The 23,599-nt window shown below is 51.9% G+C and carries 25 protein-coding genes and 2 pseudogenes; 7 read left to right on the top strand and 20 right to left on the bottom strand.

All coding sequences use genetic code 11. The features are described 5' to 3' along the window. Positions 1 to 43 precede the first annotated feature (43 nt). Positions 44 to 823 carry an LEM-3-like GIY-YIG domain-containing protein gene (locus tag ACLD3P_RS14370; protein WP_411006710.1) on the top strand — a complete coding sequence of 260 codons (780 nt, stop codon included), beginning with the start codon at positions 44 to 46 and terminating at the stop codon, positions 821 to 823. Positions 824 to 850: 27 nt separating this feature from the next. Here the strand turns inward: ACLD3P_RS14370 and ACLD3P_RS14365 are convergent, their stop codons facing one another. From ACLD3P_RS14365 to uhpA, 13 genes are all read right to left on the bottom strand, one after another. Further along, positions 851 to 1,012 (bottom strand): hypothetical protein, encoded by a 162-nt coding sequence (locus tag ACLD3P_RS14365; RefSeq protein ID WP_000343619.1) that lies wholly within the window; start codon positions 1,010 to 1,012, stop codon positions 851 to 853. A gap of 161 nt (positions 1,013 to 1,173) precedes the next feature. Continuing rightward, positions 1,174 to 1,443 (bottom strand): HPr family phosphocarrier protein, encoded by a 270-nt coding sequence (locus ACLD3P_RS14360; protein WP_000621026.1) that lies wholly within the window; start codon positions 1,441 to 1,443, stop codon positions 1,174 to 1,176. Positions 1,444 to 1,452: 9 nt separating this feature from the next. Then, the gene (locus ACLD3P_RS14355) at positions 1,453 to 2,313 is read right to left on the bottom strand and encodes a class II aldolase (RefSeq protein ID WP_001131798.1); all 861 of its coding nucleotides are present in this window, start codon (positions 2,311 to 2,313) and stop codon (positions 1,453 to 1,455) included. A 62-nt stretch (positions 2,314 to 2,375) separates the two neighbouring features. Beyond that, on the bottom strand, positions 2,376 to 3,860 hold the full coding sequence (locus ACLD3P_RS14350) for an FGGY-family carbohydrate kinase (RefSeq protein WP_079983975.1): 1,485 nt from the start codon (positions 3,858 to 3,860) through the stop codon (positions 2,376 to 2,378). Beyond that, on the bottom strand, positions 3,853 to 5,211 hold the full coding sequence (locus tag ACLD3P_RS14345) for a PTS galactitol transporter subunit IIC (RefSeq protein WP_000997825.1): 1,359 nt from the start codon (positions 5,209 to 5,211) through the stop codon (positions 3,853 to 3,855). The genes ACLD3P_RS14350 and ACLD3P_RS14345 overlap by 8 nt, the downstream gene beginning before the upstream one ends. Before the next feature lie 75 nt (positions 5,212 to 5,286). After that, positions 5,287 to 5,574 (bottom strand): PTS sugar transporter subunit IIB, encoded by a 288-nt coding sequence (locus tag ACLD3P_RS14340; RefSeq protein WP_000041396.1) that lies wholly within the window; start codon positions 5,572 to 5,574, stop codon positions 5,287 to 5,289. Next, positions 5,571 to 6,044, bottom strand: a complete 474-nt coding sequence (locus ACLD3P_RS14335; RefSeq protein ID WP_001152237.1) for a PTS sugar transporter subunit IIA — start codon at positions 6,042 to 6,044, stop codon at positions 5,571 to 5,573. Before ACLD3P_RS14335 ends, ACLD3P_RS14340 begins: the two co-directional genes overlap by 4 nt. 17 nt (positions 6,045 to 6,061) lie before the next feature. After that, the gene (locus ACLD3P_RS14330) at positions 6,062 to 6,805 is read right to left on the bottom strand and encodes a GntR family transcriptional regulator (RefSeq protein ID WP_000854956.1); all 744 of its coding nucleotides are present in this window, start codon (positions 6,803 to 6,805) and stop codon (positions 6,062 to 6,064) included. Positions 6,806 to 7,157: 352 nt separating this feature from the next. Then, positions 7,158 to 7,610, bottom strand: coding sequence for a DUF1198 domain-containing protein (locus tag ACLD3P_RS14325; protein ID WP_001519640.1), 453 nt, complete (start codon positions 7,608 to 7,610; stop codon positions 7,158 to 7,160). A gap of 192 nt (positions 7,611 to 7,802) precedes the next feature. Beyond that, positions 7,803 to 9,194, bottom strand: coding sequence for an MFS transporter (gene uhpT / locus ACLD3P_RS14320; RefSeq protein WP_411006478.1), 1,392 nt, complete (start codon positions 9,192 to 9,194; stop codon positions 7,803 to 7,805). 142 nt (positions 9,195 to 9,336) lie between these two features. Further along, the gene (locus tag ACLD3P_RS14315) at positions 9,337 to 10,665 is read right to left on the bottom strand and encodes an MFS transporter (protein ID WP_000948164.1); all 1,329 of its coding nucleotides are present in this window, start codon (positions 10,663 to 10,665) and stop codon (positions 9,337 to 9,339) included. A gap of 9 nt (positions 10,666 to 10,674) precedes the next feature. Further along, positions 10,675 to 12,177 (bottom strand): signal transduction histidine-protein kinase/phosphatase UhpB, encoded by a 1,503-nt coding sequence (gene uhpB / locus ACLD3P_RS14310; RefSeq protein ID WP_411006479.1) that lies wholly within the window; start codon positions 12,175 to 12,177, stop codon positions 10,675 to 10,677. After that, positions 12,177 to 12,767 (bottom strand): transcriptional regulator UhpA, encoded by a 591-nt coding sequence (uhpA, locus tag ACLD3P_RS14305; protein ID WP_064013038.1) that lies wholly within the window; start codon positions 12,765 to 12,767, stop codon positions 12,177 to 12,179. The genes uhpB and uhpA overlap by 1 nt, the downstream gene beginning before the upstream one ends. 22 nt (positions 12,768 to 12,789) lie before the next feature. On the opposite strand from uhpA, the pseudogene ACLD3P_RS14300 reads away from it, so the two are divergent. Then, positions 12,790 to 12,975: pseudogene (locus tag ACLD3P_RS14300) on the top strand (hypothetical protein); the annotation flags it as partial. On the opposite strand, the gene ACLD3P_RS14295 reads toward ACLD3P_RS14300, so the two are convergent. From ACLD3P_RS14295 to rbsK, 3 genes are read right to left on the bottom strand one after another with little or no spacing between them, the layout of a single operon-like run. Next, positions 12,921 to 13,934 (bottom strand): aldose 1-epimerase family protein, encoded by a 1,014-nt coding sequence (locus ACLD3P_RS14295; protein WP_000213195.1) that lies wholly within the window; start codon positions 13,932 to 13,934, stop codon positions 12,921 to 12,923. The pseudogene ACLD3P_RS14300 and the gene ACLD3P_RS14295 overlap by 55 nt on opposite strands. Before the next feature lie 11 nt (positions 13,935 to 13,945). Continuing rightward, positions 13,946 to 15,262: an L-fucose:H+ symporter permease gene (gene fucP, locus ACLD3P_RS14290; RefSeq protein ID WP_000998359.1), complete on the bottom strand. Its 1,317-nt coding sequence runs from the start codon at positions 15,260 to 15,262 to the stop codon at positions 13,946 to 13,948. A gap of 30 nt (positions 15,263 to 15,292) precedes the next feature. Next, positions 15,293 to 16,213 carry a ribokinase gene (gene rbsK, locus ACLD3P_RS14285; protein ID WP_024798149.1) on the bottom strand — a complete coding sequence of 307 codons (921 nt, stop codon included), beginning with the start codon at positions 16,211 to 16,213 and terminating at the stop codon, positions 15,293 to 15,295. A gap of 327 nt (positions 16,214 to 16,540) precedes the next feature. On the opposite strand from rbsK, the gene ACLD3P_RS14280 reads away from it, so the two are divergent. Continuing rightward, complete coding sequence (locus ACLD3P_RS14280) at positions 16,541 to 17,326, top strand: DeoR family transcriptional regulator (protein ID WP_000448642.1); 786 nt, start codon at positions 16,541 to 16,543, stop codon at positions 17,324 to 17,326. Position 17,327: 1 nt separating this feature from the next. Here ACLD3P_RS14280 and ilvN read toward each other — a convergent pair whose 3' ends face one another. The 3 genes from ilvN to ivbL form a co-directional block, all read right to left on the bottom strand. Then, complete coding sequence (gene ilvN / locus ACLD3P_RS14275) at positions 17,328 to 17,618, bottom strand: acetolactate synthase small subunit (protein ID WP_001171826.1); 291 nt, start codon at positions 17,616 to 17,618, stop codon at positions 17,328 to 17,330. 3 nt (positions 17,619 to 17,621) lie between these two features. Then, positions 17,622 to 19,310 carry an acetolactate synthase large subunit gene (ilvB, locus tag ACLD3P_RS14270; RefSeq protein WP_000168439.1) on the bottom strand — a complete coding sequence of 563 codons (1,689 nt, stop codon included), beginning with the start codon at positions 19,308 to 19,310 and terminating at the stop codon, positions 17,622 to 17,624. A gap of 106 nt (positions 19,311 to 19,416) precedes the next feature. Then, the gene (ivbL, locus tag ACLD3P_RS14265) at positions 19,417 to 19,515 is read right to left on the bottom strand and encodes an ilvB operon leader peptide IvbL (RefSeq protein ID WP_001541152.1); all 99 of its coding nucleotides are present in this window, start codon (positions 19,513 to 19,515) and stop codon (positions 19,417 to 19,419) included. 522 nt (positions 19,516 to 20,037) lie between these two features. Between ivbL and ACLD3P_RS14260 the strand changes: the two are divergent. The 4 genes and pseudogenes from ACLD3P_RS14260 to emrD all read left to right on the top strand — a co-directional run bounded on the left by ACLD3P_RS14260 (position 20,038) and on the right by emrD (position 22,578). Next, positions 20,038 to 20,152, top strand: a pseudogene (locus ACLD3P_RS14260) (hypothetical protein). Then, positions 20,149 to 20,238 carry a type I toxin-antitoxin system toxin TisB gene (gene tisB, locus ACLD3P_RS14255; RefSeq protein ID WP_000117642.1) on the top strand — a complete coding sequence of 30 codons (90 nt, stop codon included), beginning with the start codon at positions 20,149 to 20,151 and terminating at the stop codon, positions 20,236 to 20,238. The pseudogene ACLD3P_RS14260 and the gene tisB overlap by 4 nt, the downstream one beginning before the upstream one ends. Before the next feature lie 92 nt (positions 20,239 to 20,330). Continuing rightward, entirely contained in the window at positions 20,331 to 21,191 is an 861-nt protein-coding gene (locus ACLD3P_RS14250) for a DMT family transporter (RefSeq protein ID WP_079973792.1), read from the top strand. Between the two features lie 202 nt (positions 21,192 to 21,393). After that, positions 21,394 to 22,578 (top strand): multidrug efflux MFS transporter EmrD, encoded by a 1,185-nt coding sequence (gene emrD / locus ACLD3P_RS14245; RefSeq protein ID WP_000828742.1) that lies wholly within the window; start codon positions 21,394 to 21,396, stop codon positions 22,576 to 22,578. Here the strand turns inward: emrD and ACLD3P_RS14240 are convergent. Then, on the bottom strand, positions 22,505 to 23,590 hold the full coding sequence (locus ACLD3P_RS14240; RefSeq protein ID WP_033903574.1) for a cellulase family glycosylhydrolase: 1,086 nt from the start codon (positions 23,588 to 23,590) through the stop codon (positions 22,505 to 22,507). The genes emrD and ACLD3P_RS14240 overlap by 74 nt on opposite strands. Between the last annotated feature and the right edge of the window lie 9 nt (positions 23,591 to 23,599).

Raw genomic sequence — 23,599 nt, 5'->3', positions numbered from 1 at the left:
GACAGTATCATGGTTTTATGAATCAATTGATAGGCGTTATGACATGGATATTAATGAGTTTCCACCGGGAGTAATGGAACACCTTGGCTGGTATGTGTATCGATTAATTGATCCCAGGGACGGAAGTACCTTCTACGTGGGGAAGGGAAAAGGCAATCGTGAATTTGCTCATATGCGCGGTGAGGTTGCAGCAGTGGATGATGATGAGTTACTTAGTAACAAGCTCAAGCAACTTCGAGAGATAAGATTAGCTGGTCTTGAGGTCATTCATGTTATTCACCGACACGGTATAGCTGATGAAAAGACCGCTTACGAGGTTGAAGCCGCCCTTATAGACGCCTACCCCGGTTTAACTAATATCATGAACGGTGCTGGCAGTAATGAATATGGCGCTGCACACATCAAAGAGTTAATCGCCACGTACCAACCTGAAACAATTGTATTCCAACATAAAGCCCTGATGATCTCTGTTAACAGAAGTTCAAAAGATGTGGACCTTTATGATGCCGTACGTTTTAGCTGGCGGGTCAGCGTTGAGCGTGCCCGTAAGGCTGAAGTTATATTGGCTACAGTGAAGGGAATCGTAAGGGGTGTATATGTCGCTGATGAGTGGCTCAAATCTACCCGTGAGAATTTCCCAGAGATATCCTCATGGGATGAAGACGAGGAGTTTGAAGCTACTCAAAATTCCCGCTTTGGATTTCGAGGAAAAGTAGCGCCACCTGCGATAGCACAGCTTTATCTCGGTAAAAAGATTCCAGAGGATCTTAGAAAGAAAGGTGCGATGTCACCTGTGAGATATTCTCCTGGTTTCGATTCCTAAAGAGTCTGTCAGTAATTCTGTATAACTTTAAAGGTGATCGCTCAGGTGGTCACCTAACTTGAGAATAAAACGACTCACCGCCAGTTTTGGATCGGCATACTCCATTTTTTCGAACGTAGCAACAATTTCGCGCGGGGTCATCCCTTTAGTCAGTTCCGCCGCAAGGGCTTTGAGTTTCTTTTCGTCCATAATTTGCCTGTCCCGTTGTTGAAATGAGCACTTCAACAACGGGTAATTAAACAAATTTAATAACAGTCTCAGACGGGATTGTTTTCCGGGTGGAGACGATTCATACGATAATGAGTGCAGGAAGCCTCTACAACTTCCTGCGCTGTTTGACGGGAATTGCACTATACTGACTCACCAAAGCCATCAGCAAATGCAGATTTTAATTCATCCATAAAAGCCAGTTCATCCTGTCCATCACAAATTAAATCAATCATTGTGTTTCCCTTTACGCCAGCCCCCAAAATACTCATCATTCCTTTAATGGGAATTTCTTTGTCATTATTAACTAGCGTTAATGAAGACTGGTATTTTTTGACAATTTTCGCAAGCGTAGCGGCTGGCCGCGCATGAAGCCCCGTACTGTTCATAACGCGTACTTTTTGTCTAATCATATATTTTCCTTAAGAGACTTTGCGGAATGCTGAGTGATTTTTATTCATCATCTTAATTTTAGAATAAACATCATCCTCAACTGCCTGTTTTGCGTTCGCCATGACACGCGCCAGATTAGCCTCGTTGTTATTATTTACCCAAGCCTTACCGACAGTAGTAATAAAGGCTTTACGCAAATCACTCGCAATATTCACTTTGGCTACTTTGTAATTAACAAAGCTGCGAAGAATATCCGCGTCAATACCAGAACCTCCATGAATAACCAAAGGGACCGGACTGACAGACGCGATGCGTTGTAATAGCGGGATATCAATGCGTGGGATATCTTCAAGACCATGTACATTACCAATTGACACTGCCAGCATGTCGCACCCTGTCTCCTCAACAAAGCGCTGAACCTTCTCAGGTTCAGTTTTGCAGTCAGCCTCGCTGACATGATCATCTTCCTTACCCAGAATAGCGCCTAATTCCGCTTCGACGGGAACACCAAATGATTTACAGAAATCGACGGCTTCTCGGGTAAATGCAATATTTTCTTCGAACGGTAGCGCCGCGCCATCAATCATTACTGAGGTAAATCCGGCCCGGACAGCCTGCTTAACATCTTCCAGAGTTTTCCCATGATCCAGATGCAGGCTGACAGGAATATCCATTTTATCGGCATGTCGCTTAACTATTTCATAAATGTAATCGTAACCTGAAAGCTGTGCATTAGTAGGAGCAATTTGAATAAAATTGGGCAATCCGGAACGTTCTATTGCATTAAGAATGGAAATTGTTGTCTCCAGGTTCGTTGTATTAAATGCACCCGCAAGGACATGTTTTTCCTGAATACAATTGAGCAGGATCCTACCATTGACTAAAGGCATATTAACTCCAGATATTTATGTGAGCAGTGTAAGTAAATTATCGAACTATTGAGTTATCACAGTTATTCACCAATAAGCGCCCCTTCTTGCCGCAGTTTAAATTGGTAAAATGACAGCCATTGCTGCTGATATATTTTCAACTTTGCAGAACGAACCGCGTCAGGAAAATATCGCTCAGCCACAGGAACAGTCGGGGGGACAACATTCGGACAGGCTATCAACAATGCTCCAAGGGAGACGGTTTCATCAAAAGCAATGGCCTCAATTGGACACTGGAGGATGTCAGCCTTCAACTGGAGCCAGTATGGGTTTTTCACCGCAGGGCCAATGACTTTTACTGTCCTGCCTGCCGGGATATTAAAGCACCCGTGACAGTGTGCAAACTCCATCGCCAGGCCAATAAAGACACTCTCAAGCAGAGACTCCGGAGGAAGTGAATCCGTCAGACCAAAAAGCAGGCCACGAGTGTGCCGATTTTTATTTGGCGAACCCGAGCCCCGCAAATGAGGAATAAATACCGGCACATGCTCGACAGACCAGGAAGGTTTGAGGTATTGCTCCATGGCTTTTTCCAGGCCTGTGCTTATTTCCTTATCAGTTAAACGAAAGGTTTTTTTCACCCATTCAAGCGCATAACCGCCGACAGGCAGAGAAGCGAAAAGCGTGAAAAATTCACCATCGGAGTAACAACCATTTGCCAGCTTATCCCTGCGAGCCTGCACATCAAGCGTTGGCTGTGTATTCAGCAGTAAAATACCCTCTGTCGTGCCGGTAGAATTCAGCACATCGCCCGGTTGCATCTGTAATGCGCGGGCACCGACCATATGATCGTGTCCGGCCAGGGTGACTTTTACCTCATGTGGTAATCCCAACTCCTGCCTGAGTGTTGCCGTCACCCATCCGGCCACTTCACCCGGCTTTATCAACGGAGCCAGTACACCGAACGGTATGCCGAGAATCCCGGCAGCATTACGAGACCAGGTACGGCGAGCAATGTCCAGACACAACGTTCTACTGGCCAGGGATATTTCCGTCTTTTTCGCACCTGTCATTCGCCACAACAACACTTCTGGTGCATGTAACCAGCAGATATCTTTTCTTTCATGCAAGGAGTAGTTATCAAGCAACCATCTCATTTTAAATGCTGAGTAATTACTGTGAGGTGGCAATCCCGTTATAGAATACAGTTCTTCAGCCTCTGCCTTGCTTAATGACGAGAGATAAGATTCACCACGTCGATCATACCAGGCCAGCATCGGGGTAAGAATGACGCCCTCCTTATCCACAAAGACGCCAGACTCACCGAAACTTGCAATACTGATATTTTTTACCGGGAACGGTACTGAAGCCACCAGTTCAGCCATTACCAGTCGCAGTGCCTGCCACAGCGCTTCGATATCGAAATCTACCTCGCCTTTGTCCGACGATATTGTTGGCGTCGGAAACTTGCGGACTTCCAAAACTGACACGTCATGACAGGAATAACAGCTGACTTTGCAGTTAGTTGTGCCAATGTCAATGACAAGCGCTGCGTGGTAATCAGGCATAGACCGTTCCTTTTGTCAGGCGAAAAACACCATAAATAACCAGCGCAAGCACAGGAATCAGCCCGATAGCAATAATATTTCCGTTGAATATTTCAAGCAGCCAGAAACGGAAGGGGTTACCGCCATCAAGGAAGCTTGATACCTGACCACTTGACCCCTCAGCCATTTTGAAATTGACATCTTTAGCCATACCGGTAATAAATGGCGCAATTTTGGTCGCAATCCACAAGTCGGCGACAATAACAGGAATTGCGGTTATCACAGCCCGGAAAATATTGCCACGACATGCCAGTACAATCATGGAAGCCATGACTGCCAGGTTCGCAAGGTCTCCGAGTGGCAGGACTTTATTGCCAGGAAGAAGGAATGCAATAAAGACAGAGATGGGTGTCAGAATCAGTGCTGTAGATATAATGGCTGGGTTACCTACTGCTACCGCGATATCCAGTCCGATAAAGAGATCATCACGGCCAGGATATTTGGCATTCAAATATTTCTTAATGGCTTCAGACAGAGGTAATAAACCTTCCATCAAAATTCGTACCATACGCGGAAGAATGAACATGACACCGCCAATGCTGATCCCCAGCAATAGGATATGTTTAAAGTCATACCCGGCAATGATGCCCAACAAGACCCCCAGAATAGTACCCACCATCATAGGCTCACCGAAGATTCCCATTTTTTTCTGAACGTTTTCCGGATCAATATGAATACGGTTAACGCCAGGGATCTTGTCGATAATTTTGTCGAACAGCAATCCAATTGGAAAGAAGACGACAGATGACAGGGTCGGAAGTGAAATACCTTCCAGACCGAAGTACTTTGCCACTAATGGCGCTGACCAGTCCGCCAGTTTGAGAACCACGATCGCGGCAATAGCGGCTGCGGACAGACCCAAAACAAAACTCCCTGTGCTGTAGTAAACCAGCGTTCCAGCCAGGGCAAAGTGCCAGTAGTTCCACATGTCGACATCAACAGTACGTGTCTTATTCAGGGCCAGCATGGCGACATTAATCAGCATCGTCAGCGGAATGACAAAGGGTGCGATTGGCGAGCCCCAGGTAATTGCGGCCAATGGTGGCCAGCCTAAATCGACAACAGGAAGGCTAATACCAGTTCGCTCAACCATTGCCTGTGCAGCCGGGCCTACGTTGCTGGTAAGTATGTCAAAGATGGCATAAATTCCGACAAACCCTATTCCGACAATTAACGATGAGCGAAGTGCTTTAGCGGGTTTTACTTTGAAGAACAATGCCAGGAAAAAAAGGACCAGCGGCAATAAAACCGTTGGGCCAAATCCCAGGACATATTGCACAACGGTATAGAGAGTATGTGCTATATCATTCATATCCGACCTCTTATTCAGATGTGACCAGACCTCGCGTTAGCGCCTGGGTAATTTATCTGTTTTTTATTTATGAAATCAGGCTTGGCCTTTAAGGATTGAAACTATTTTTTCAAGAACTTTATCTTCACCTACTCCGGTAATGATTGGCAGACCACTAACAACCGGAATATCCAGTTCATAAGGAACTTTCGTTGTTGATACAACCAAAGCTGCACCATCGGTATTGTTTGGCAATGAGGCTACATTAGTTTGGGAATAATTAACATCAAGCCCATTGTCTTTACAATATTCCATTACTTTTTCTGCCACCGCCGTGGAAGTAGCAACACCCGTTGCGCAAACAAATAGTATCATTTTACTCATACTTCACCTCTTTCAGATATGCGTGTGTAAATTGACTGATAAATTTCATCATCATTCATGACCAGTAACTGCTGCATAAAATCCTCATCCTGGATCACATCCATAATCCAACCCAGTACGTTGAGCTGCTTATTGCTTTCACCTAAAGCAAGCATAAACACCACCCTGACAGGTACGGGATCTGGTTCCCCGCCCATATCTTCGAAATTGACGGGTTCTGCCAGTATTCCAACGCTAATGGCGTTTTGGCGAACATACCTGTGATCAGTATGTGGAATAGCGACACCTACAGGCTCAACCGGTAGACCCGTTGGAAAATTCTGTTCTCGCGTAATGACGTGATCGGCAAAATCAGATACAACCATACCATCGTTAATTAACGGACTGGCAAGAGCCTTGATTATGTCATTCTGACTCACCTCTTTAGGGAGGTGGCGAACATAATGACGGCGAAAATGAATATCCTGCATAGATTCCTCTTTGCTAGTTAGGCATCCAGGCGCTGTAAAATAGTGCCAAGATAATATTTATTACCTTTTAACCAGACGTTACCAAAATCAATGGCCAATCCTCTAGAGAAAAATACCAACTGTTCCAAATGCAAAACAGGTGCGTCTTCACCAATATCAAGATAATGGCCTCGCTCATTACCAATTAATTTAGCTGCGTAACGGCTTTCAGAAAAACTTATTTTCTTATCAGATAATCTTTCTATTGCTGAAAATAAATTCTCCCTGGTAAAATCTACATCAATAATACCGGGGCAGAGATCAATGTTGATACGATTTTCAATCAACATGACTTTTTCATCGCCAATACAACGAAGGCGTTTAAGAAATAAAACATCTTGTCCCGGTTTGATACTCAGTTTCTCTGCTACAAAGCGGTTAGCGGGCTCCAGTCGGGAGGTTATAACACTGGTTGTGAAGTTTATCTTCTGGCTGGCTAAGGCTTCAGCAAAGGAGAGCAAACCTTCACCCAGTGGGTAAGCAACATTTTCCTTCTTTACGAAAGTTCCTTTACCCTGCACTTGCACAAGAACACCTTCCCGGACAAGTTGGTCAACCGCTTTTTTAACGGTACCGCGACTCACCTCCAGCATATCCATGATTTGAAACTCTGAAGGTATCCGGTCATCCTCAACTAATTCTCCGCTATAAATACTTTCCCTTATCCACTCCACAACCTGTTGATACAGTGGGATGTGTGAACTTTTACTCAATGTTTTCATGGGGCGTGCCTAAACATTTAGAGTTGTCTATAGACAATCATGTACAACTTCGAGTTTATGATAAGAAATTTTGAGACAGGAGGTATGGCAAGGAGTCACAGTTTTAGTGTTCAAAACAAGATCACATTTCCGTGATATATGTCACGGAAATGATGAGCTATAAGTCTCTGATGTTCTGGCGTCGTTAGCGGTTATTCGGTGCGTTACTTCTGTGGTTCACCCTTAGCAAATACGATGGCGGCTACGCTTTATTTGGCTAACGATGAATCGCGCCACCCGGCCGTTAATCGTGGCTCGCCGCCCTTGCCAGCCTCATTCATCTCGTCTTTTGTTAACGAGATAGTGAAGAGTATCAATGCAGCCAGTGGACACCCTCTTCCGGCTGAAAAAAGGCGTTATAGCGCAGTTGAAACGCGTTGATCTCCTGCATATCGGGTTCCATTTCGCGCAAAAAGCCCAGCGCCAGCCGTACCTGTGTATCGGTGATCGGCGCGGCTAAACGCGCTTTTTGCAGCAAGCGATGCCACCGCTGCAAATTCTGATCGCCGCCATCGACAATCACCATTTGCCAGATCAGTAACACCTGAGCGGCATTTTGCAAATGCGACTCATCAGGGCGATGCAGATACTGTAAAAATTCACCGCCCGCCGTTTTACCCATCTGATCAATCATCGATTCTATCGGCACTACATCAATATTCAGACGTTCGCTCAGGCGGCGAATCGCCCGGCGGGTATCCGATGTCAGTACCCGAAACCCCACAATAAACACCACCACAAACGTGGCCAGAATCAACCAAATCATGCGCACATCCGTCACCAAACAGGATGCCCATCATAACGGTAAATTTATAACTGTCGACGTTCTGGCCTGTCAGTATGTGATTTATTAACGCCTGTCTTCATTTACGCCAGACGCCGGATATCCTGTCTGACGAACGCAAGGCATAAAAAAGCCCGGCGTTAAGCCGGGCAAAACGTTACCAAATGCACACATTTAAGCGATATTGACTTGCTGAATTTTTTTCTCACGGCGGATCTTGCGCTCTTCCATCACGGCGACCATCGCCATCAGGCAGATACAGCCGATCGCGGCGGCGTCCAGCGCGGCGAAGGTGCCCACCCAGCCGGTCAGACCAAAAACGGGGGTGCCGTCGGCAATCATGCCCAGACCCAGCTTGGCAAAGCTATCGCCGATAAGATAAGCGAAGGTTCCTTTGATACCGTCCGCAGCGCCGATGGCTTTTTTCGGTACGAAACCGACTGCTGCCACGCCAATTAATAGCTGCGGCCCAAACACCAGGAAACCGAGCGCGAACAGCGAGGCCAGATAGACATACTGGTTGCTGGCGTGCTGGTAGACGCCGAGGGTGGCGATGATTAACGCCAGCGCCACACAGGCTACCAGCGCACGACGACCGTTCGCCAGGTCAGAGAGCCAGCCCCACAGCAACGTGCCGACCAGCGCGCCCACTTCAAACAAGGTAAAGCCCTGAATCGCCACTTCTTTGGAGAGCTTCAGTTCCTGGAAGGCGTAGACGGTTGACCACTGGTCGATACCAATACGCACCACATACAGGAAGATATTGGAGAAGCACAGCAGCCAGATCACTTTGTTTTTCAATACATATTCAACAAAGATCTGCCACTTGGTCATTTCGTTTTCTTCAGTCTCTTTGTCCTCTTCGCTGATCTCTTCGCCGAACAGTTCTTCAGCTTTGCCCAGACCGTAAGATTCCGGGGAGTCGCTGCCAAAACGCAGACCGATAAAGCCAACAATCAGCGCGATAATCGACGGGAAGATAAACATGCCGATGACGTGACCGTCGAACAGGTAGTTGGCGCCGAACAGCGCCACGCCTGCCGCGCCCGCGCCGCCGAGGTTGTGGGAGATATTCCAGAAGCCGAGAAAGGTGCCGCGTTTACGACGCGGAGTCCATTTGGTGATGGTCGAGTAGCTGCACGATCCGCCGGTACTCTGGAAGAAACCGCTCAGGGCATAGAAAGCGATCATCAGAAACAGACTGGTTGACCCCGCGCCCATGCTGGCGCTGAAGCCGAGCATACAGATAGCGGAGAGGATCAACATAAACGGTAGAAACTGCTTGGTATTTTTACCGTCAGCGTAGTAGGAAACCAGCGTTTTCCCCACGCCGTAGGTGATCGAAAAGCCCAGGCCAATCATCCCCAGCTCGGTCATGCTCAACCCGTAGGTAGAGATCATGTCGTTCTGCGCGATGTTAAAGTTTTTGCGGATCAGGTACATGGTCAGGTAGCCGATAAAAACCACCAGATAGGACTGCATGAACGGCTTGAACCACATTTTACGCCGCACATCGAGCGGCAGATCCAGGGTCGGCTTGCGCACCTGGTTTAAGAAGGCCAGCATGGATTACTCCTGAGCTAATTTTTATACCTGCGAATGGCAGGCATTGTAAAAATCCACAGGAAAAGTGGCCTGCGACAGCGTCCAGGCAAAACCGGGAAAATTTCTTAGTTTTGCTCCATTCAGCGCAAAAAGGTGAGGTGCATCACGCTTCGCTGGTCTCGCGTGGGGCCTGAGCGTTCAGAAATGGCAGCAGCAATAGCGCGGAGATCCCCGCCGCGATGGCGATGACCGCAAAAAAACCGGTCCAGTGCCAGATCTCCAGCACTTTCGCTAACGGCCAGCCGGAAAGCGACGCGCCGAGATAGGCGAACAGGCCGACAAAGCCGGTGGCCGCGCCCGCCGCCTCTTTATGCGAGCACTCCGCCGCCGCCATGCCAATGAGCATCTGCGGGCCGAAGACAAAGAAACCGGTGGTGAAGAAACAGGCCGCCTGCATGACGTAGCTGGCGAACGGCATCAGCCACAGCGAACCCACAGAGAGCAAAATCCCGGCAGCGAAGATTAAATTCATCGGTCCGCGGTTACCGTTGAAGAGTTTGTCCGAGCCCCAGCCCGCCACCAGCGCGCCGATAAATCCCCCCAGCTCAAACATCGATACTGCCGTGTTGGCCGTGACCAAATCCACGCCCAGCGTCTCGGACATATACAGGTTGCCCCAGTCGTTGATCGCCGCGCGCACCACGTACACTAAGACATAACACAACGAAAGCAGCCAGATATAGGGATTCAACAGCACATATTTAGCGAGGATTTCTTTGCGACTTAGCCCCGCGCCCTCTTGCTGTTGGGCGACCTCCAGCGCATCGTGCCGCCAGTCGCCTACCGGCGGTAAACCAATCGCCTGCGGACGGTCGCGCAGCCGCCAGCAGAGGACCATGCCCACCCCGATGGCAAGCAACCCGGCCACCATCATCCCGACGCGCCAGCCATAATGCAGGGCGACAGCGGCCATAACGAGAGGGATCAGCGCCCCGCCGACATTGTGCGCGGTATTCCATAACGCCCACCAGCCGCCGCGCTCGGTACGCGAGTACCAGGCGGTCAGCAAACGGGCGCAAACCGGCGATCCAAACCCCTGGAAAAAGGCGTTCAACGCCCATAGCAGAGCAAAGGCCCACAGCGAGGTCGAGAAGCCGAACAGAATATTCACTACGCCGGTCGCAATCAGCCCGATGCCCATAAAATAGCGAGCGTTAGAGCGATCGCTAACGATGCCGGAGACAAATTTCGACACCCCGTAGGTGATGTAAAACAGCGTCGCCAGCAGGCCGATATCGCTGCGACTCAGAATGCCGCTGGCAAGGATTTCCGGCGCGGCGGCGTTAAAGCTTTTACGGGTGAAATAGAACAGCGCGTAACCCAACCAAATGGTGATCAGGATGTGCCGCCGCCAGTAGCGATAGCGGGCGTCAACCTCGTGCTTATCGGTGATGAGCGGCGCGTTGGCCGGGGCTTTTAAAAACGAAAGCATTATCCTTCCTTAAACGTAACGCTGGGGCAACGAGACGCTCACCCGCGTACCGTGGGTACAAGAGATGGTTAGCGTCCCGCCGAGCGCCGACACGCGTTCGCGCATTCCGGTCAGGCCGAAGCCCTGCTGCTGAGAGCCCGGCGGCAGGCCGCTGCCGTCATCCTCAATCACCAACATCAGCCGCTCATCCTGCTGCCAGCCCTGGAGCGTCACCGCGCTGGCATTGGCATGTTTTACGATGTTATTCAGCCCTTCCTGACAGACGCGAAACAGCGTCACGCGCTGACTTTCACTCAGCGCCGTTTCGTCAATTCGCCAGTCGAGGTGACTGACAATACCGCGGCTTTCCAGCTCCATTTCGCGCAGCAGCGAACGGATGGCCTGCGCCAGCGTTAAGTCGTCTAACTGGCGCGGGCGCAAGCGCCCCAGCAGGCGACGCACGGCGTCATACACGCCCAGCGAAAGCTGCTCGATAAGTTGCCCGCTCTGCTTCACGCCGCCGTTATCCGCCGCCAGTCGTTGCACAATGCCCGCCTGGGTACGAATCGCGGTGATGGTCTGCCCGATGTCATCGTGCAGCTCACGCGCAACATCGCGCCGCACGCTCTCTTCGGTCTCCAGAAGACGCTCCGCCAGCCGATGGTTGCGCGCCAGCTCCTTTTGCAACGACTGGTTCAGCTCGCGCAGACGCTGAATGCCCGCGCCAAGCAGTAACCCGATCAGGCTTTGCGCCAACAGCGAAAGTAATAAATCGACAGGATGATCGTGCCAGGTCTGGCTGGCGATCAGCGCGATAGCGTTCATCAGTGTGGCAATGAGCGCGCCCTGCCAGCCATAATGCCAGGCGAGCGCGATAATCGGCAACGCCAGGCAGAACGGCGTGAAGCGCGAAAGTTCAGCAGGTAAACCCAGTTGCAGCCACAGACTGACGATAAACAGCAGCAGATACCAGATCAGATGCCGCCCGCGCCAGTTTACCGGCTGCGATACCAGCGATGGTCCCAGCGGCAGCCAGGTAGTGCTGGTGAGATAGTGCCAGAAAACCAGGCAGATGGGGGCCAGCGTCAGACCCCCCGTGAGGGTCAGCAGTAGCGCGTTCCATGCCGCTTCCCCCTGCCCCAGCCAGGGCAGGGATTGCAGTAGCGCCGCGGCGGTGAGGGCCGCGCCCTGAAGCAATAACGTGCGCCAGTCGCGCTGATGGCGGTAACGCGAAGTCAGCGCCACGGGCAGTAGCGTCAACACACTACCGATCATCAAAAGCGGCAGATGGGCCAGTGCAACTTCCTGCGCCAACCAGTACACCAGCAGCCACTCCGCGCCCAGCAATACTGGCCAGTAGCCGCGCGGGCATTGCAGCATAAGTCCCAGGCGCAGGCCGAAGGGAAAGAGCAGCGCCGCCAGCTCCGGGCGTTCTACCAGATGCAGGCTGATGCTCCACAGGCAGAACCACGCGGCGGAGAAAATAAAAAAGCAGGCAGCAACGGTGATTAAACGGGAAAAAAAGGTGTTCATTACCAACCGTCAAACATGCGATGCGCCAGTTCAACGTCATTGCTGACGCCTAATTTTTCCAGCAGATTCGCGCGATGGACATGCACCGTTTTTGGCGACAGCCCCAGCTCGGCGGCAATCTCTTTTACCGCCATACCCTGGGCGAGTTTTTCCGCCACCTGACGCTCGCGTTTGGTCAGCGGATCTTGCCGACCCGCCGCCAGTTTCACGGCAATATCGGGGGTCAAATAGCAGCCGCCCGTCGCCACCGTATGCACCGCGGCGATCAGTTCATCCGGACTACAGCGTTTAGAGAGAAAACCGCGCGCACCGGCGTTCAACGCCTGTTCCACCAGCGCCGGGCTATCGTGAACCGAGAGCATGATCGTCGCCATCCCTTTTGGCAGTTGGCTTAGCAGCTCCAGTCCGGAAATATCCGGCATTGAGATATCGCAGATACACACCTGTACGCCGCGCCCCGGCAAGCCTGCCAACGCTTCGTGCCCGGAACCAAACTCAGCGACCACCTGCAAATCAGGTTCCAGCCCCAGTAGCTGTGCAAAGCCGGAGCGGACGATAAGGTGGTCGTCGATAAGGGCAACGGTAATCATGGGTTCATCCTGGCGCTAAGGCATGCCTGATGGCGCTGCGCTTATCAGGCCTACGGGCAGGTGCCGTTGTAGGCCGGATAAGGCATTAATGCCGCCATCCGGCAAAAGCACTTACCTTAACGATAAGTGCCTGGGTGTTCAAGCCTTGAGCGGTCAGACAATGCCTGTCGTGACGGTGAACGTCCGGGTTTGCTGCGGTTCCAGTTGAAGCAAGGTTCCATTTCGCTGCGCCGCGAGAAAACCTTCAGGCCGACAGGTCGCGGGCAGGGCAAAGGCGGCTACCTGCTGATCGCCGTTATAAAGAATCCAGCGGGTCACGTAATTCAGCTCCGCGCTGGCGAAACGTGTCACGAACGTAGTGCCATCCGGGGCGATCATACTGAATTCCGGGGTATCCGTGTACCTGTCCAGTTCATCGGCGAAGAACACGATTTCCGGGTCGTAAAAGCCAGGCTCGTTGAGCGTTGCCAGCGAGGCTTCACCCTGCAAAAGTCGTTGATTAAACGCCAGCCACTGCGCCGTGGGTTTGACATGCGCCGGCACCGACTCGCGTAGCTTCAGCGCGGTATCCGGGATATTCTGACGGAACGTGGCGTTCGGCACATAGGCATAGTTCATGTGGCACATGTACTGTAGTGGCATGGCGACTGAAGCCAGGTTAGTCACTGTCATCTGAATATCAAACAGCGCGCTTGCTTTACGCATTACCACCGCAGGTTGCGCCTGATAATGATGACCGAACCCCATCACATACTCGTAGCGTCCGGTCACGCGCAGACTGTCGCCCTCTAACTCCAGCCAGGCGTCGTCCATGGCAGCGCAGGGCATCTCGCCGTGCAGCGGATGTGTATCTTCCGGCGACGGGCAGCCATTCGCCAATAGTCCGGAATGGAAAGCAAAGCAACCATACGTTGCCACCACTTCCGCAGCCGGCTTCGGCTGGCGGAACATGTTGAGCATAGTCAGATCATGACCGTCAAACTGCGCGTCCCAAATCATCTGCCCCATCCAGGGCAGAATCACCAGATGACCGCGGCTGTTTTGTATTTTCAGTCCTTCCACGCCGCTGGCGTAACGAAACGCCGTAACCGTAAAATCATCATTTTCCAGCAAGATACGCGGCTGCTCGCTAAAAAGCTCCCGCCATAATGTAATACGTGTTGTCATGGTTGATCTCCTCAGGACGCGGCGACTTCAGCCAGGTTGCCGCGTACTTTGCTTTCGCGCCAGAAGTAAACGCCAACGTAAACAAAGCACAGCATGGAAACCAGGAATGAGAGCTGTAGCGAGTGGAACATGTCCGCCACATAACCCTGAATCGCAGGAACCACCGCCGCGCCGACAATCGCCATCACGATGACCGCCCCCGCCATTTCGGTATGTTCGTTATCGACGGTATCGAGCGTTCCGGCATAAATGGTCGCCCAGCAGGGGCCAAACAGAACGCTGACCAGCACCGCCACGTATACCGCGCTAAAGCTGGGCGCCAGCGCCACGTAGGCCAGGAACAGCGCGCCGATCACAGAGTAAAGGATCAGGACTTTTTCCGGGTTGAAGCGTGTCATCAGAATGTTGGCGATAAACTTGCCGATAAAAAAGCAGGCGAAGCTATAGACCATAAAGGTTGAGGCATCGCGCTCATTGATATCGCCTAATTCCAGCGCCAGACGGATAGTGAACGACCAGACCGCCACCTGCATTCCCACATACAGGAACTGCGCCACAATACCGCGACGGAAACGGGCGTTGCTGGCGAGATAGCGTAACGTATCCAGCGCCGAAGGACGTTTATGACTCGCGGTTTGCGCGACTTTACAGGTCGGGAAACGCGTCAGCAGGAACAGTACCATCACCACTACCAGAACCATAATCATGTACTTATAGGGTTCCAGAGTGTTTTCCAGCATCAGCACCTTGAAGTTGTGGACTTGCTCGGCATTCATGCCCGCCATCTGTTTTTCCAGGCTTTCCCCTTCGGAAAAGACCAGATATTTACCCAATAAAATGCCTGCCGCCGCGCCGATCGGATAAAAGGTCTGGCTGATATTCAGCCGCAGCGTGGCGTAGGCTTTCGGCCCGATCATCGAACTGTAGGTATTCGCCGCCGTTTCCAGGAAACTCAGGCCAATCGCAATGGCGAAAATCGCCGCGAGGAACATGGTGTAGGTCGCCATGTGCGACGCCGGGAAAAAGAGCGTACAGCCGACAATGTATAGCGTCAGGCCGATAAGTATCGCCACTTTATAACTGGTTTTTTTAATGACCAGCGAGGCCGGAATAGCAATTAAAAAATAACCGCCATAAAAGGCGCTTTGTACTAATGCCGAAGCAAAGTTGCTCAGCGAAAATACACTTTTAAATTGCGTAATCAGAATATCATTTAACGCGGCTGCGCATCCCCATAATGGGAATAAACAGGATAACAAAATAAACTGGAACAGAGGTGTCTTATTCAGATACCCGTCGGGCATCTGAACGATGTTTTTATCGTTCATAGTGCTACCTTTAACAGTGCAGGGTGATTGTTATTCGTTCAACGAAAGATACTCATTAAATTGCTCAATGCTTGGATAAGAGGATTGGGTGCCTTTCCCGGTGACGCTGAAAGCGGCAAAGAGGACGGCTTTTTTCATGGCGGCTTCCACATCCCCGCTCTGGACATAGTAATGCGCGAAACAGCCGATAAAGGCATCGCCCGCGCCGCTGGTATCGACAGCGTTCACTTTAAACGCCGGAACATGGACTTCCTGGTCACGCGTCATCCACAGCGCGCCTTTCTCACCCATGGTGACAATAATATTGTTCAGCCCTTTATCCACCAGCGAACGTGCCGCTGCGCGGATATGGTCATAGGTATCCACTGGCATACCGGTTAATATTTCCAGCTCGGTTTCATTGGGTACAAAGAAATCGCATTTACAGGCATAAGACATATCTAATTCCCGTAATGCTGGCGCAGGATTTAATAACACTTCAATCCCGTGTTTCTTGCCAAATTCTATTGCGTGATAAACCGTTTCAAGCTGAACTTCCAGTTGCAGAACAATAAGCTGGCATTTTTTTAAATCTTCCGCCGCGCGATCGATATCTTCCGGCGAGAGAAACTTGTTAGCGCCTTTGATGATCAGAATGCTGTTGCTGGAGTTGGCGTTGACGAAAATCGGCGCTACGCCACTGCTGGTACACGGTACTTTTTCTACATACGTCGTATTGATCCCCCAGGATTCGAGATTACGAATGGTGTTGTCGGCAAAAATATCGTCGCCCACTTTGGTCAACATCAATACTTTTGAATTGAGCTTAGCGGCCGCCACGGCCTGGTTCGCCCCTTTTCCGCCGCAGCCGATTTTAAACGCCGGCGCTTCCAGAGTTTCCCCTTCTTTGGGCATCTGGTTGGTGTAGGTGATAAGGTCCACCATGTTAGAGCCAATAACCGCGATATCCATTTTACTCCCTCTCAGAAATCGTCACACGACAATGATATTAAAATAACATTATCATGTTACTTCCGTATCATTTGTGACTATGATCGCGATTAGAGGATCATTTTGCCATTTACTTCGTGAACAATCCCCGGCGGAACATACGCCGCGCATTAAATCATTTTTAGGGTTACAATTTACTGAAAATTAACTATTTATTGTTATAAAACGCGAATAAACCCACTTTTATTTCCTGACGGCCAGACGTATAGTAGTGCCACACTGTAATGTTCTCAGAAACACATAAATGTTACTGATGGAACATAACAACATGATTTGTGGAGAGGGTGAATGGAGACCAAGCAAAAAGAACGTATCCGACGCTTGATGGAGTTACTGAAAAAGACCGATCGAATCCATCTGAAAGACGCCGCGCGGATGCTGGAAGTTTCGGTGATGACCATTCGCCGCGATCTCAGCCAGGATGATGACCCTTTACCGCTGACACTGCTCGGCGGCTATATTGTCATGGTAAATAAGCCTACGTCTTCAACCAATATGCCGCTGCCGGCGAAAAAGACGCATCATCGGGACGACCTTCCCGTTGCGATCCTGGCCGCCGGCCTGGTGCGTGAAAACGATCTGGTTTTTTTTGATAACGGTCCGGAAATGCCATTAGTTATCAGCATGATACCGGATGATATTACCTTTACCGGGATTTGCTACTCGCATCGGGTATTTATCGCGCTGAATGAAAAGCCTAATGCCACGGCGATTCTGTGCGGCGGCACCTATCGGGCCAAGAGCGATGCCTTTTATGATGCCAATAATCCTTCGGCGCTGGATTCGCTCAATCCGCGCAAAGTGTTTATTTCCGCCAGCGGCGTACATGAACATTTTGGCGTGAGCTGGTTTAACCCGGATGATCTTGCCGCCAAACGTAAAGCGATGGAGCGCGGTCTGCGCAAAATTTTGCTGGCGCGTCACGCCCTGTTTGATGAGGTCGCGCCTGCCAGCATTGGTCCGCTTTCTGCCTTTGATGTCCTGATTAGCGATCGCCCATTACCGACAGATTATGCCGTTCACTGTCGGAATGGTTCCGTCAAAGTCATCACGCCTGATTCGGAAAGTGAATAACTTACTCAAAAAAGACGGCAATTTTATTGAACATGGTGGGATCGGACTGGTTTCGTACCACCTTCGCCACGTCTTCCAGTTTATCGATCTGACTGATCATCTGTTCAAGCCGCTGATCGTCATTGACCAGAAGCCAGATGCGGCTCTGATCGCTACCCTGAATCGGTAAACAGAGAATACCCTCAACGTTGAAAGCGCGTCGGGCGAACAGCCCGCAGACGTGGGTCATCACGCCAGGATGGTTGCGAACGGTCAGCTCCAGAATAACGTTATCATGTGATTGTTTCTGCATGGCTTATTCCCCCACCATCTCTGTATTTGCCGCGCCCGGCGGCACCATCGGATATACTTTTTCTTCTGCATCAATGCGCACATGGATCAACGCCGGTCCAGGACGACGAATGATAGCCTGCAACGCCGCCTGCGGATCGGCTTCGTTATTCAAATCACAGGTGTCCAGACCAAACCCGGCGGCAATCTGCATAAAGTTGATGCTTCCCGGATAGGTTGCCGCAAAAACGCCCTGTTTATAGAACAGACTCTGTTGCTGATGTACCAGTCCCAGCGCGTCGTTATTCATCAGGATAATTTTCACATCCAACTGGTTTTCACTGGCGGTAGCCATCTCCTGAATATTCATCATCAAACTACCGTCGCCGGAAAAACACAGCACCTTGTTGCCCGGATTCGCCAGCGCCGCGCCAATCGCCGCGGGCAGACCAAACCCCATGGTGCCCAGCCCGCCGGAAGTCAGCCACTGACGCGGACGGTTGAGCGGATAAGCCTGCGCGGTCCACATCTGATGCTGACCTACGTCAGTGGTAATAATCGCGTTGTCGTCCACACAGGCGGCGACCGCATTAATCAGCCCATAGTGACTAAGCGGGTTATTTTCCTGGGGAATACTGCAAGGGAATTCTTGCTGCAAGTCCGCCACCAACTGATGCCATGCTTCCCGCGGCTGTGCCTCGATATGGGGAATTAACTGTGCCAGTACATCATCGACATCCGCCTGAATAGCCACATGCGGCTGCTTAATTTTGCCTAACTCGGCGCGATCGATATCCACATGGATGATTTTGGCGTTCGGACAAAACTGCTCCGTTTTGCCAATCGCCCGGTCATCAAAACGCGCGCCCAGGACAATCAGTAAATCGGCCTCTTGCAGAATAAAATTGGTACTGCGCGCGCCGTGCATCCCCAGCATTCCTAACGACAGCGGATGCGCCTTAGGCAGCATTCCCAGCGCCATTAAGGTCATTGTCGTCGGCAGTTGCGCTTTTTCCGCCAGTTCACGCACGCGTGTCGGCGCATTGATCACGCCGCCGCCCAGATACAGCACCGGACGCTTCGCCGCGTTAATCATTGCGGCGGCCTCGCGGATACTCTCTGCGCTAAACTCCGGCGGGGGTGATTTTTCCGCCGGCGACGGCAACGCATCCAGCTCAATTGTCGCCGTCTGCACATCTTTAGGAACGTCTATCCACACCGGGCCGGGACGCCCCGACTGCGCCAGACGAAAAGCATCGCTCATCACCTGAGGCAGCTCGTTGATATTTCTGACCAGATAGTTGTGCTTGGTGATGGGGATAGAGATACCGTAGGTATCCACTTCCTGAAACGCGTCAGTACCGATCATGGACGCCGGAACCTGCCCGGTAATGCAGATTAACGGAATGGAATCCAGGCGCGCATCGGCAATGGCCGTGACCAGATTGGTCGCGCCCGGCCCGCTACAGGCCATACAAACAGCAGGTTTACCCTCCGTTCGCGCCATCCCCTGCGCAATAAACCCCGCGCCTTGTTCATGGCGCGCCAGAATATGACGGATTTGCGTGCTTTGGCTTAACGCGTCGTAAACGGGGAGGATCGAACCGCCGGGAATGCCGGTGACGATACGAATCCCCTGGCGCTCCAGAAAATGAACAATAAATTCCGCGCCCGTAAAGCGCTGAGGTGTAGATGTTGTGCCCGAACTTGCCATGCTCCATTCCTTTTATTCTGAGCCGACGTTCCGGGAAGGTGTCTTAAACAAAAAACCCCGCCCGGTTTGCGCCGGCGGGGTTTTGGAATCGTGTGTGTTCCGGACCCTACGGCGCATTGCCGACGACCACCACCACACGCACGACGACCACTGCGCGAGATGGCGCAGTTGTTAGTAGGGTCGCGTTCAGCATGGAAGGGTTCATTAGGGGCCTTGTCTGTTTGTTATTAACACGTTTTATACAAGCACAGCGCTTTCAGCATGACAACGGAAAAATTTTCATCTGCACAAAAATGCGTCAGCGATCACATTTTTCTACGAATTTACACGCTTTGAGTATAGGCGTGATAAGCGTAGCGCCCTCCGGTAATCGCCGGGATTGATGATCACGCATTTCACAATGCCGGAAAACAAAAAACCTCGCCGAAGCGAGGTTCTTACAGCGTAATGCGGGTGGTAGCCGCGGAGCACACTGTGTTATGTCAACAGCAGAAGTATACGCGTTCTGTGCAGAACGCGCAATTTCGGCGCGAATTTTGATGAATTTGAGTATGGATCAGAAGCTCCGTTCTGTCTATAAATTACTGTTCATTTATACAGTACTTAACTATAATGTCTTTGACACAATGTGTTATGCGGGGGCCGCATCGTAAACCGGCGCAACGAAGTCCTGGCTGAAACGGGTGGTGCCGTCAGCGCCTTAACCCCCTCGTGAGCACACTGTGTTATGTCAACACGCATACTATTCCTCGCAAAAGGGATCGCGTGCGCAACAGCTGGCAACAGGCAGCGGAAAGGTACGTCGGCTGGCAGTGCTCCTTAACCACAGGAGACGCGTATGAGCGTAGTGGATATCACCATTCTTATCCTGAAACTCATTGTTGCAGCACTGCAACTGCTTGATGCTGTTCTGAAATACCTTAAGTAATTCAGATTCAAGCCGCACCGAAGGGGAGCGGGCAACCGCTCCCCTTTCACCTTATCCGCTGGTCTTTCGCTTCCCGGGTATGTTACGTTTTTATGACACCCTCAACGACGCCTGACGCTATGACCCTTTCCGTTTTCTGCATTTTGCTGTTCGCCGCGCTGCTACACGCCAGCTGGAACGCCATTGTCAAAGCGGGAAACGATAAGCTCTACGCCGCGATCGGCGTCAGCGGTTCCGCGGCGGTCATGGCATTGATCCTTTTGCCCTTCTCGCCGCAGCCAGCTCACGCCAGTATCCCTTTTTTAGCGGCCTCTACCGCGCTCCAGGTGGTGTATACCGTCCTGGTGGCGAAAACCTATCAGGTCTCGGACATGAGCCAGACCTATCCTCTTATGCGCGGCACCGCGCCGCTGCTGGTGGCGCTCATTAGCGTTCTGTTTCTTGGCGATAGCCTGTCGTCGCTCGCCTGGGTCGGCATCGCAGTGATCTGCATGGCGATACTTGGGATGGCCTGTAATGGCCGCGCCAGTTCTCAACGTGGTGTCGTGCTGGCATTAACTAACGCCTGTTTTATTGCCGGATATACGCTGGTGGACGGGACCGGCGTAAGACTCTCAGAAACGGCGCTGGGCTATACGCTATGGTCATTTTTTCTCAACGGCGCCTGCCTGTTAACCTGGGCGATGATTGCGCGGCGGCGGGAAGCGTCGCGTTATCTGGCGCAACAGTGGAAAAAAGGCATTTTGGGCGGGATTGGCACTATGGGATCTTATGGGCTGGCGCTATGGGCCATGACCCAGGCGCCGCTGGCGGTGGTCGCCGCGCTGCGTGAGACGTCGATTTTATTCGGCGCGCTGATAGCCTGGCTGTTGCTTAAAGAGAAAGTGGCCGGGCTACGTCTGGTGGCGGCAGGCGGGATTGCCCTCGGGGCGATTTTACTCCGTCTGTCATGATCGCCCAATAACAGCCGCAGACGTAACACATTCTCGGCAACATTTGTTGCCGCTTTTGTTTACATATCCTGCCGTTCCTTCGTCTGCCATTGCTGGTCGCTGTCTGGCCTTCTTTTTCTGGTGTGATAGATTCCTCTCGCATTTATGGGAATGCGCAGCAAGTTATTCTTATTTTTTCTTTTTTTGAAAAGTAATCAGCGAAATGAAAAGGCAGAGAAACGTCAATTTGTTGTTGATGTTGGTATTACTGGTGGCCGTAGGGCAGATGGCGCAAACCATTTATATTCCCGCCATCGCCGATATGGCACAAGCGCTAAACGTCCGGGAAGGCGCCGTCCAAAGCGTAATGGCTGCTTACCTCCTGACCTACGGCGTCTCGCAACTGTTTTACGGCCCGCTTTCCGACCGGGTTGGGCGCCGCCCGGTAATCCTCGTCGGCATGTCTATTTTTATGGTAGCGACCCTGATCGCCATGACCACGCATAGTTTGACGGTGTTGATTGCCGCCAGCGCCATGCAAGGGATGGGAACCGGCGTTGGCGGAGTAATGGCGAGAACACTCCCGCGCGATCTGTATGAAGGAACGCAACTTCGTCACGCCAATAGCCTGTTAAATATGGGGATTCTGGTCAGCCCGCTGTTAGCGCCGCTGATTGGCGGTCTGCTGGACACCCTGTGGAACTGGCGCGCTTGTTACGCTTTCCTGCTGGTGCTTTGCGCTGGCGTCACCTTCAGCATGGCGCGCTGGATGCCGGAAACCCGCCCCGCCGGCGCGCCGCGCACACGGCTGATCGCCAGCTATAAAACGCTGTTTGGCAACGGCGCATTTAACTGTTACCTGCTGATGCTAATCGGCGGGCTGGCTGGCATTGCGGTCTTTGAAGCCTGTTCCGGCGTGCTGATGGGAGCAGTATTAGGTCTCAGCAGTATGGTGGTAAGCATTCTGTTTATTCTGCCGATTCCGGCGGCGTTCTTCGGCGCCTGGTTTGCCGGACGCCCGAATAAACGCTTCTCAGCCCTGATGTGGCAGTCAGTTATTTGCTGTCTGCTGGCAGGCCTTATGATGTGGATTCCCGGCTGGTTTGGCGTGATGAACGTCTGGACACTACTCATCCCCGCTGCGCTGTTTTTCTTCGGCGCCGGGATGTTATTTCCACTGGCCACCAGCGGCGCGATGGAGCCGTTTCCGTTCCTCGCAGGCACCGCTGGCGCGCTGGTCGGCGGGCTGCAAAATATTGGTTCCGGCGTACTGGCGTGGCTTTCGGCAATGCTGCCGCAAACCGGTCAGGGCAGTCTGGGATTGCTGATGACCCTTATGGGATTGCTGATCCTGGCGTGCTGGCTGCCGCTGGCGTCACGGATATCGCATCAGGGACAGACGGTTTAACATTTCCCTCGCCCGGCTTTTTGCCGGGCGTTTCACATTCCGGCGCGATCATCGCATTGAGCAGGGGCTCCTGCGCCGGGCGCCACGCTCCTTCTTCGCCGTCATAAAACTGAGTGTCTGCGTTTATCGCATACGGAATATGCGCTTTTTTCAGCTCGCAGGCCATAAAACGGGCAAACGCGAACTGTGAAGCGACCGGCGTTATTTTTATCGACTCTCCCGGCGCCCATCCGCCCACCCAGCTTGCATGGCCGGTCTTATGCTGCCAGCGAACCGCAGCGTTAATCCGTGCCCGAATCGCCGCTTTTTCCGCCGCCGTGCCTGACGTCCACGGATATTTACCGCCGCTTTTCAGGGGCCCCCACGGGAAGATGTGCCACTCCGCCAGTACATAGTTCTGGCTTTGCGCCGGCAGTTTAAGCGCCGACAAATCCTCCGGCGCGGCGCGCATGCGGGGGGCAACGAAAATCATCCGCTGTGGGTCAATGGCGTGAATCAGGCGGATGGTTTTGTCATATACGCGATTCAGCGACGCCATATTATGATTGAGTTTGTCGGCAGGCTCATAAATGAGATCGAACCCCAGAAGCGGGGATGTCTGACCAAAATAGCGCGCGACCACGCTCCACCAGTTGATCAGCTCCTTTTCATGGCTGGCGCTGGGATCGGTTTTATACGCATCCGCCTGATAGGCAATAATGGGTATGACGCCATAGTATTCGCAGGCTTCTACCAGCTTACGCAAATGAATGAGGCGCGCTTCCGTCGGCGCGCCTGCCACACGAATACGGACATGCGTTAACCCTTTTGCCTTAAAATCCCGCACGACCAGCGGATCAAACTCGCGGATACCCCGTTCCGTTCGCGCCCAATCAACATCCATCCCAACGCCAAGCTGCTGCGCATAGCGCGCCGCCGTCAAAGGCATCGGTTTCGCATAGACGACCGCGCTGGTCAGCATGAGAGAGGCAATAAGCGGTTTAAACACGACGCCCCCTAAAATTTTTACCACGGTGATAGC

Origin of the sequence: Salmonella sp. 741265073_HBA (assembly GCF_046569105.1) — a bacterium.
GTDB classification, from domain to species: Bacteria; Pseudomonadota; Gammaproteobacteria; order Enterobacterales; family Enterobacteriaceae; genus Salmonella; species Salmonella enterica.
This window is presented reverse-complemented; position numbering and strand designations above follow the sequence as displayed.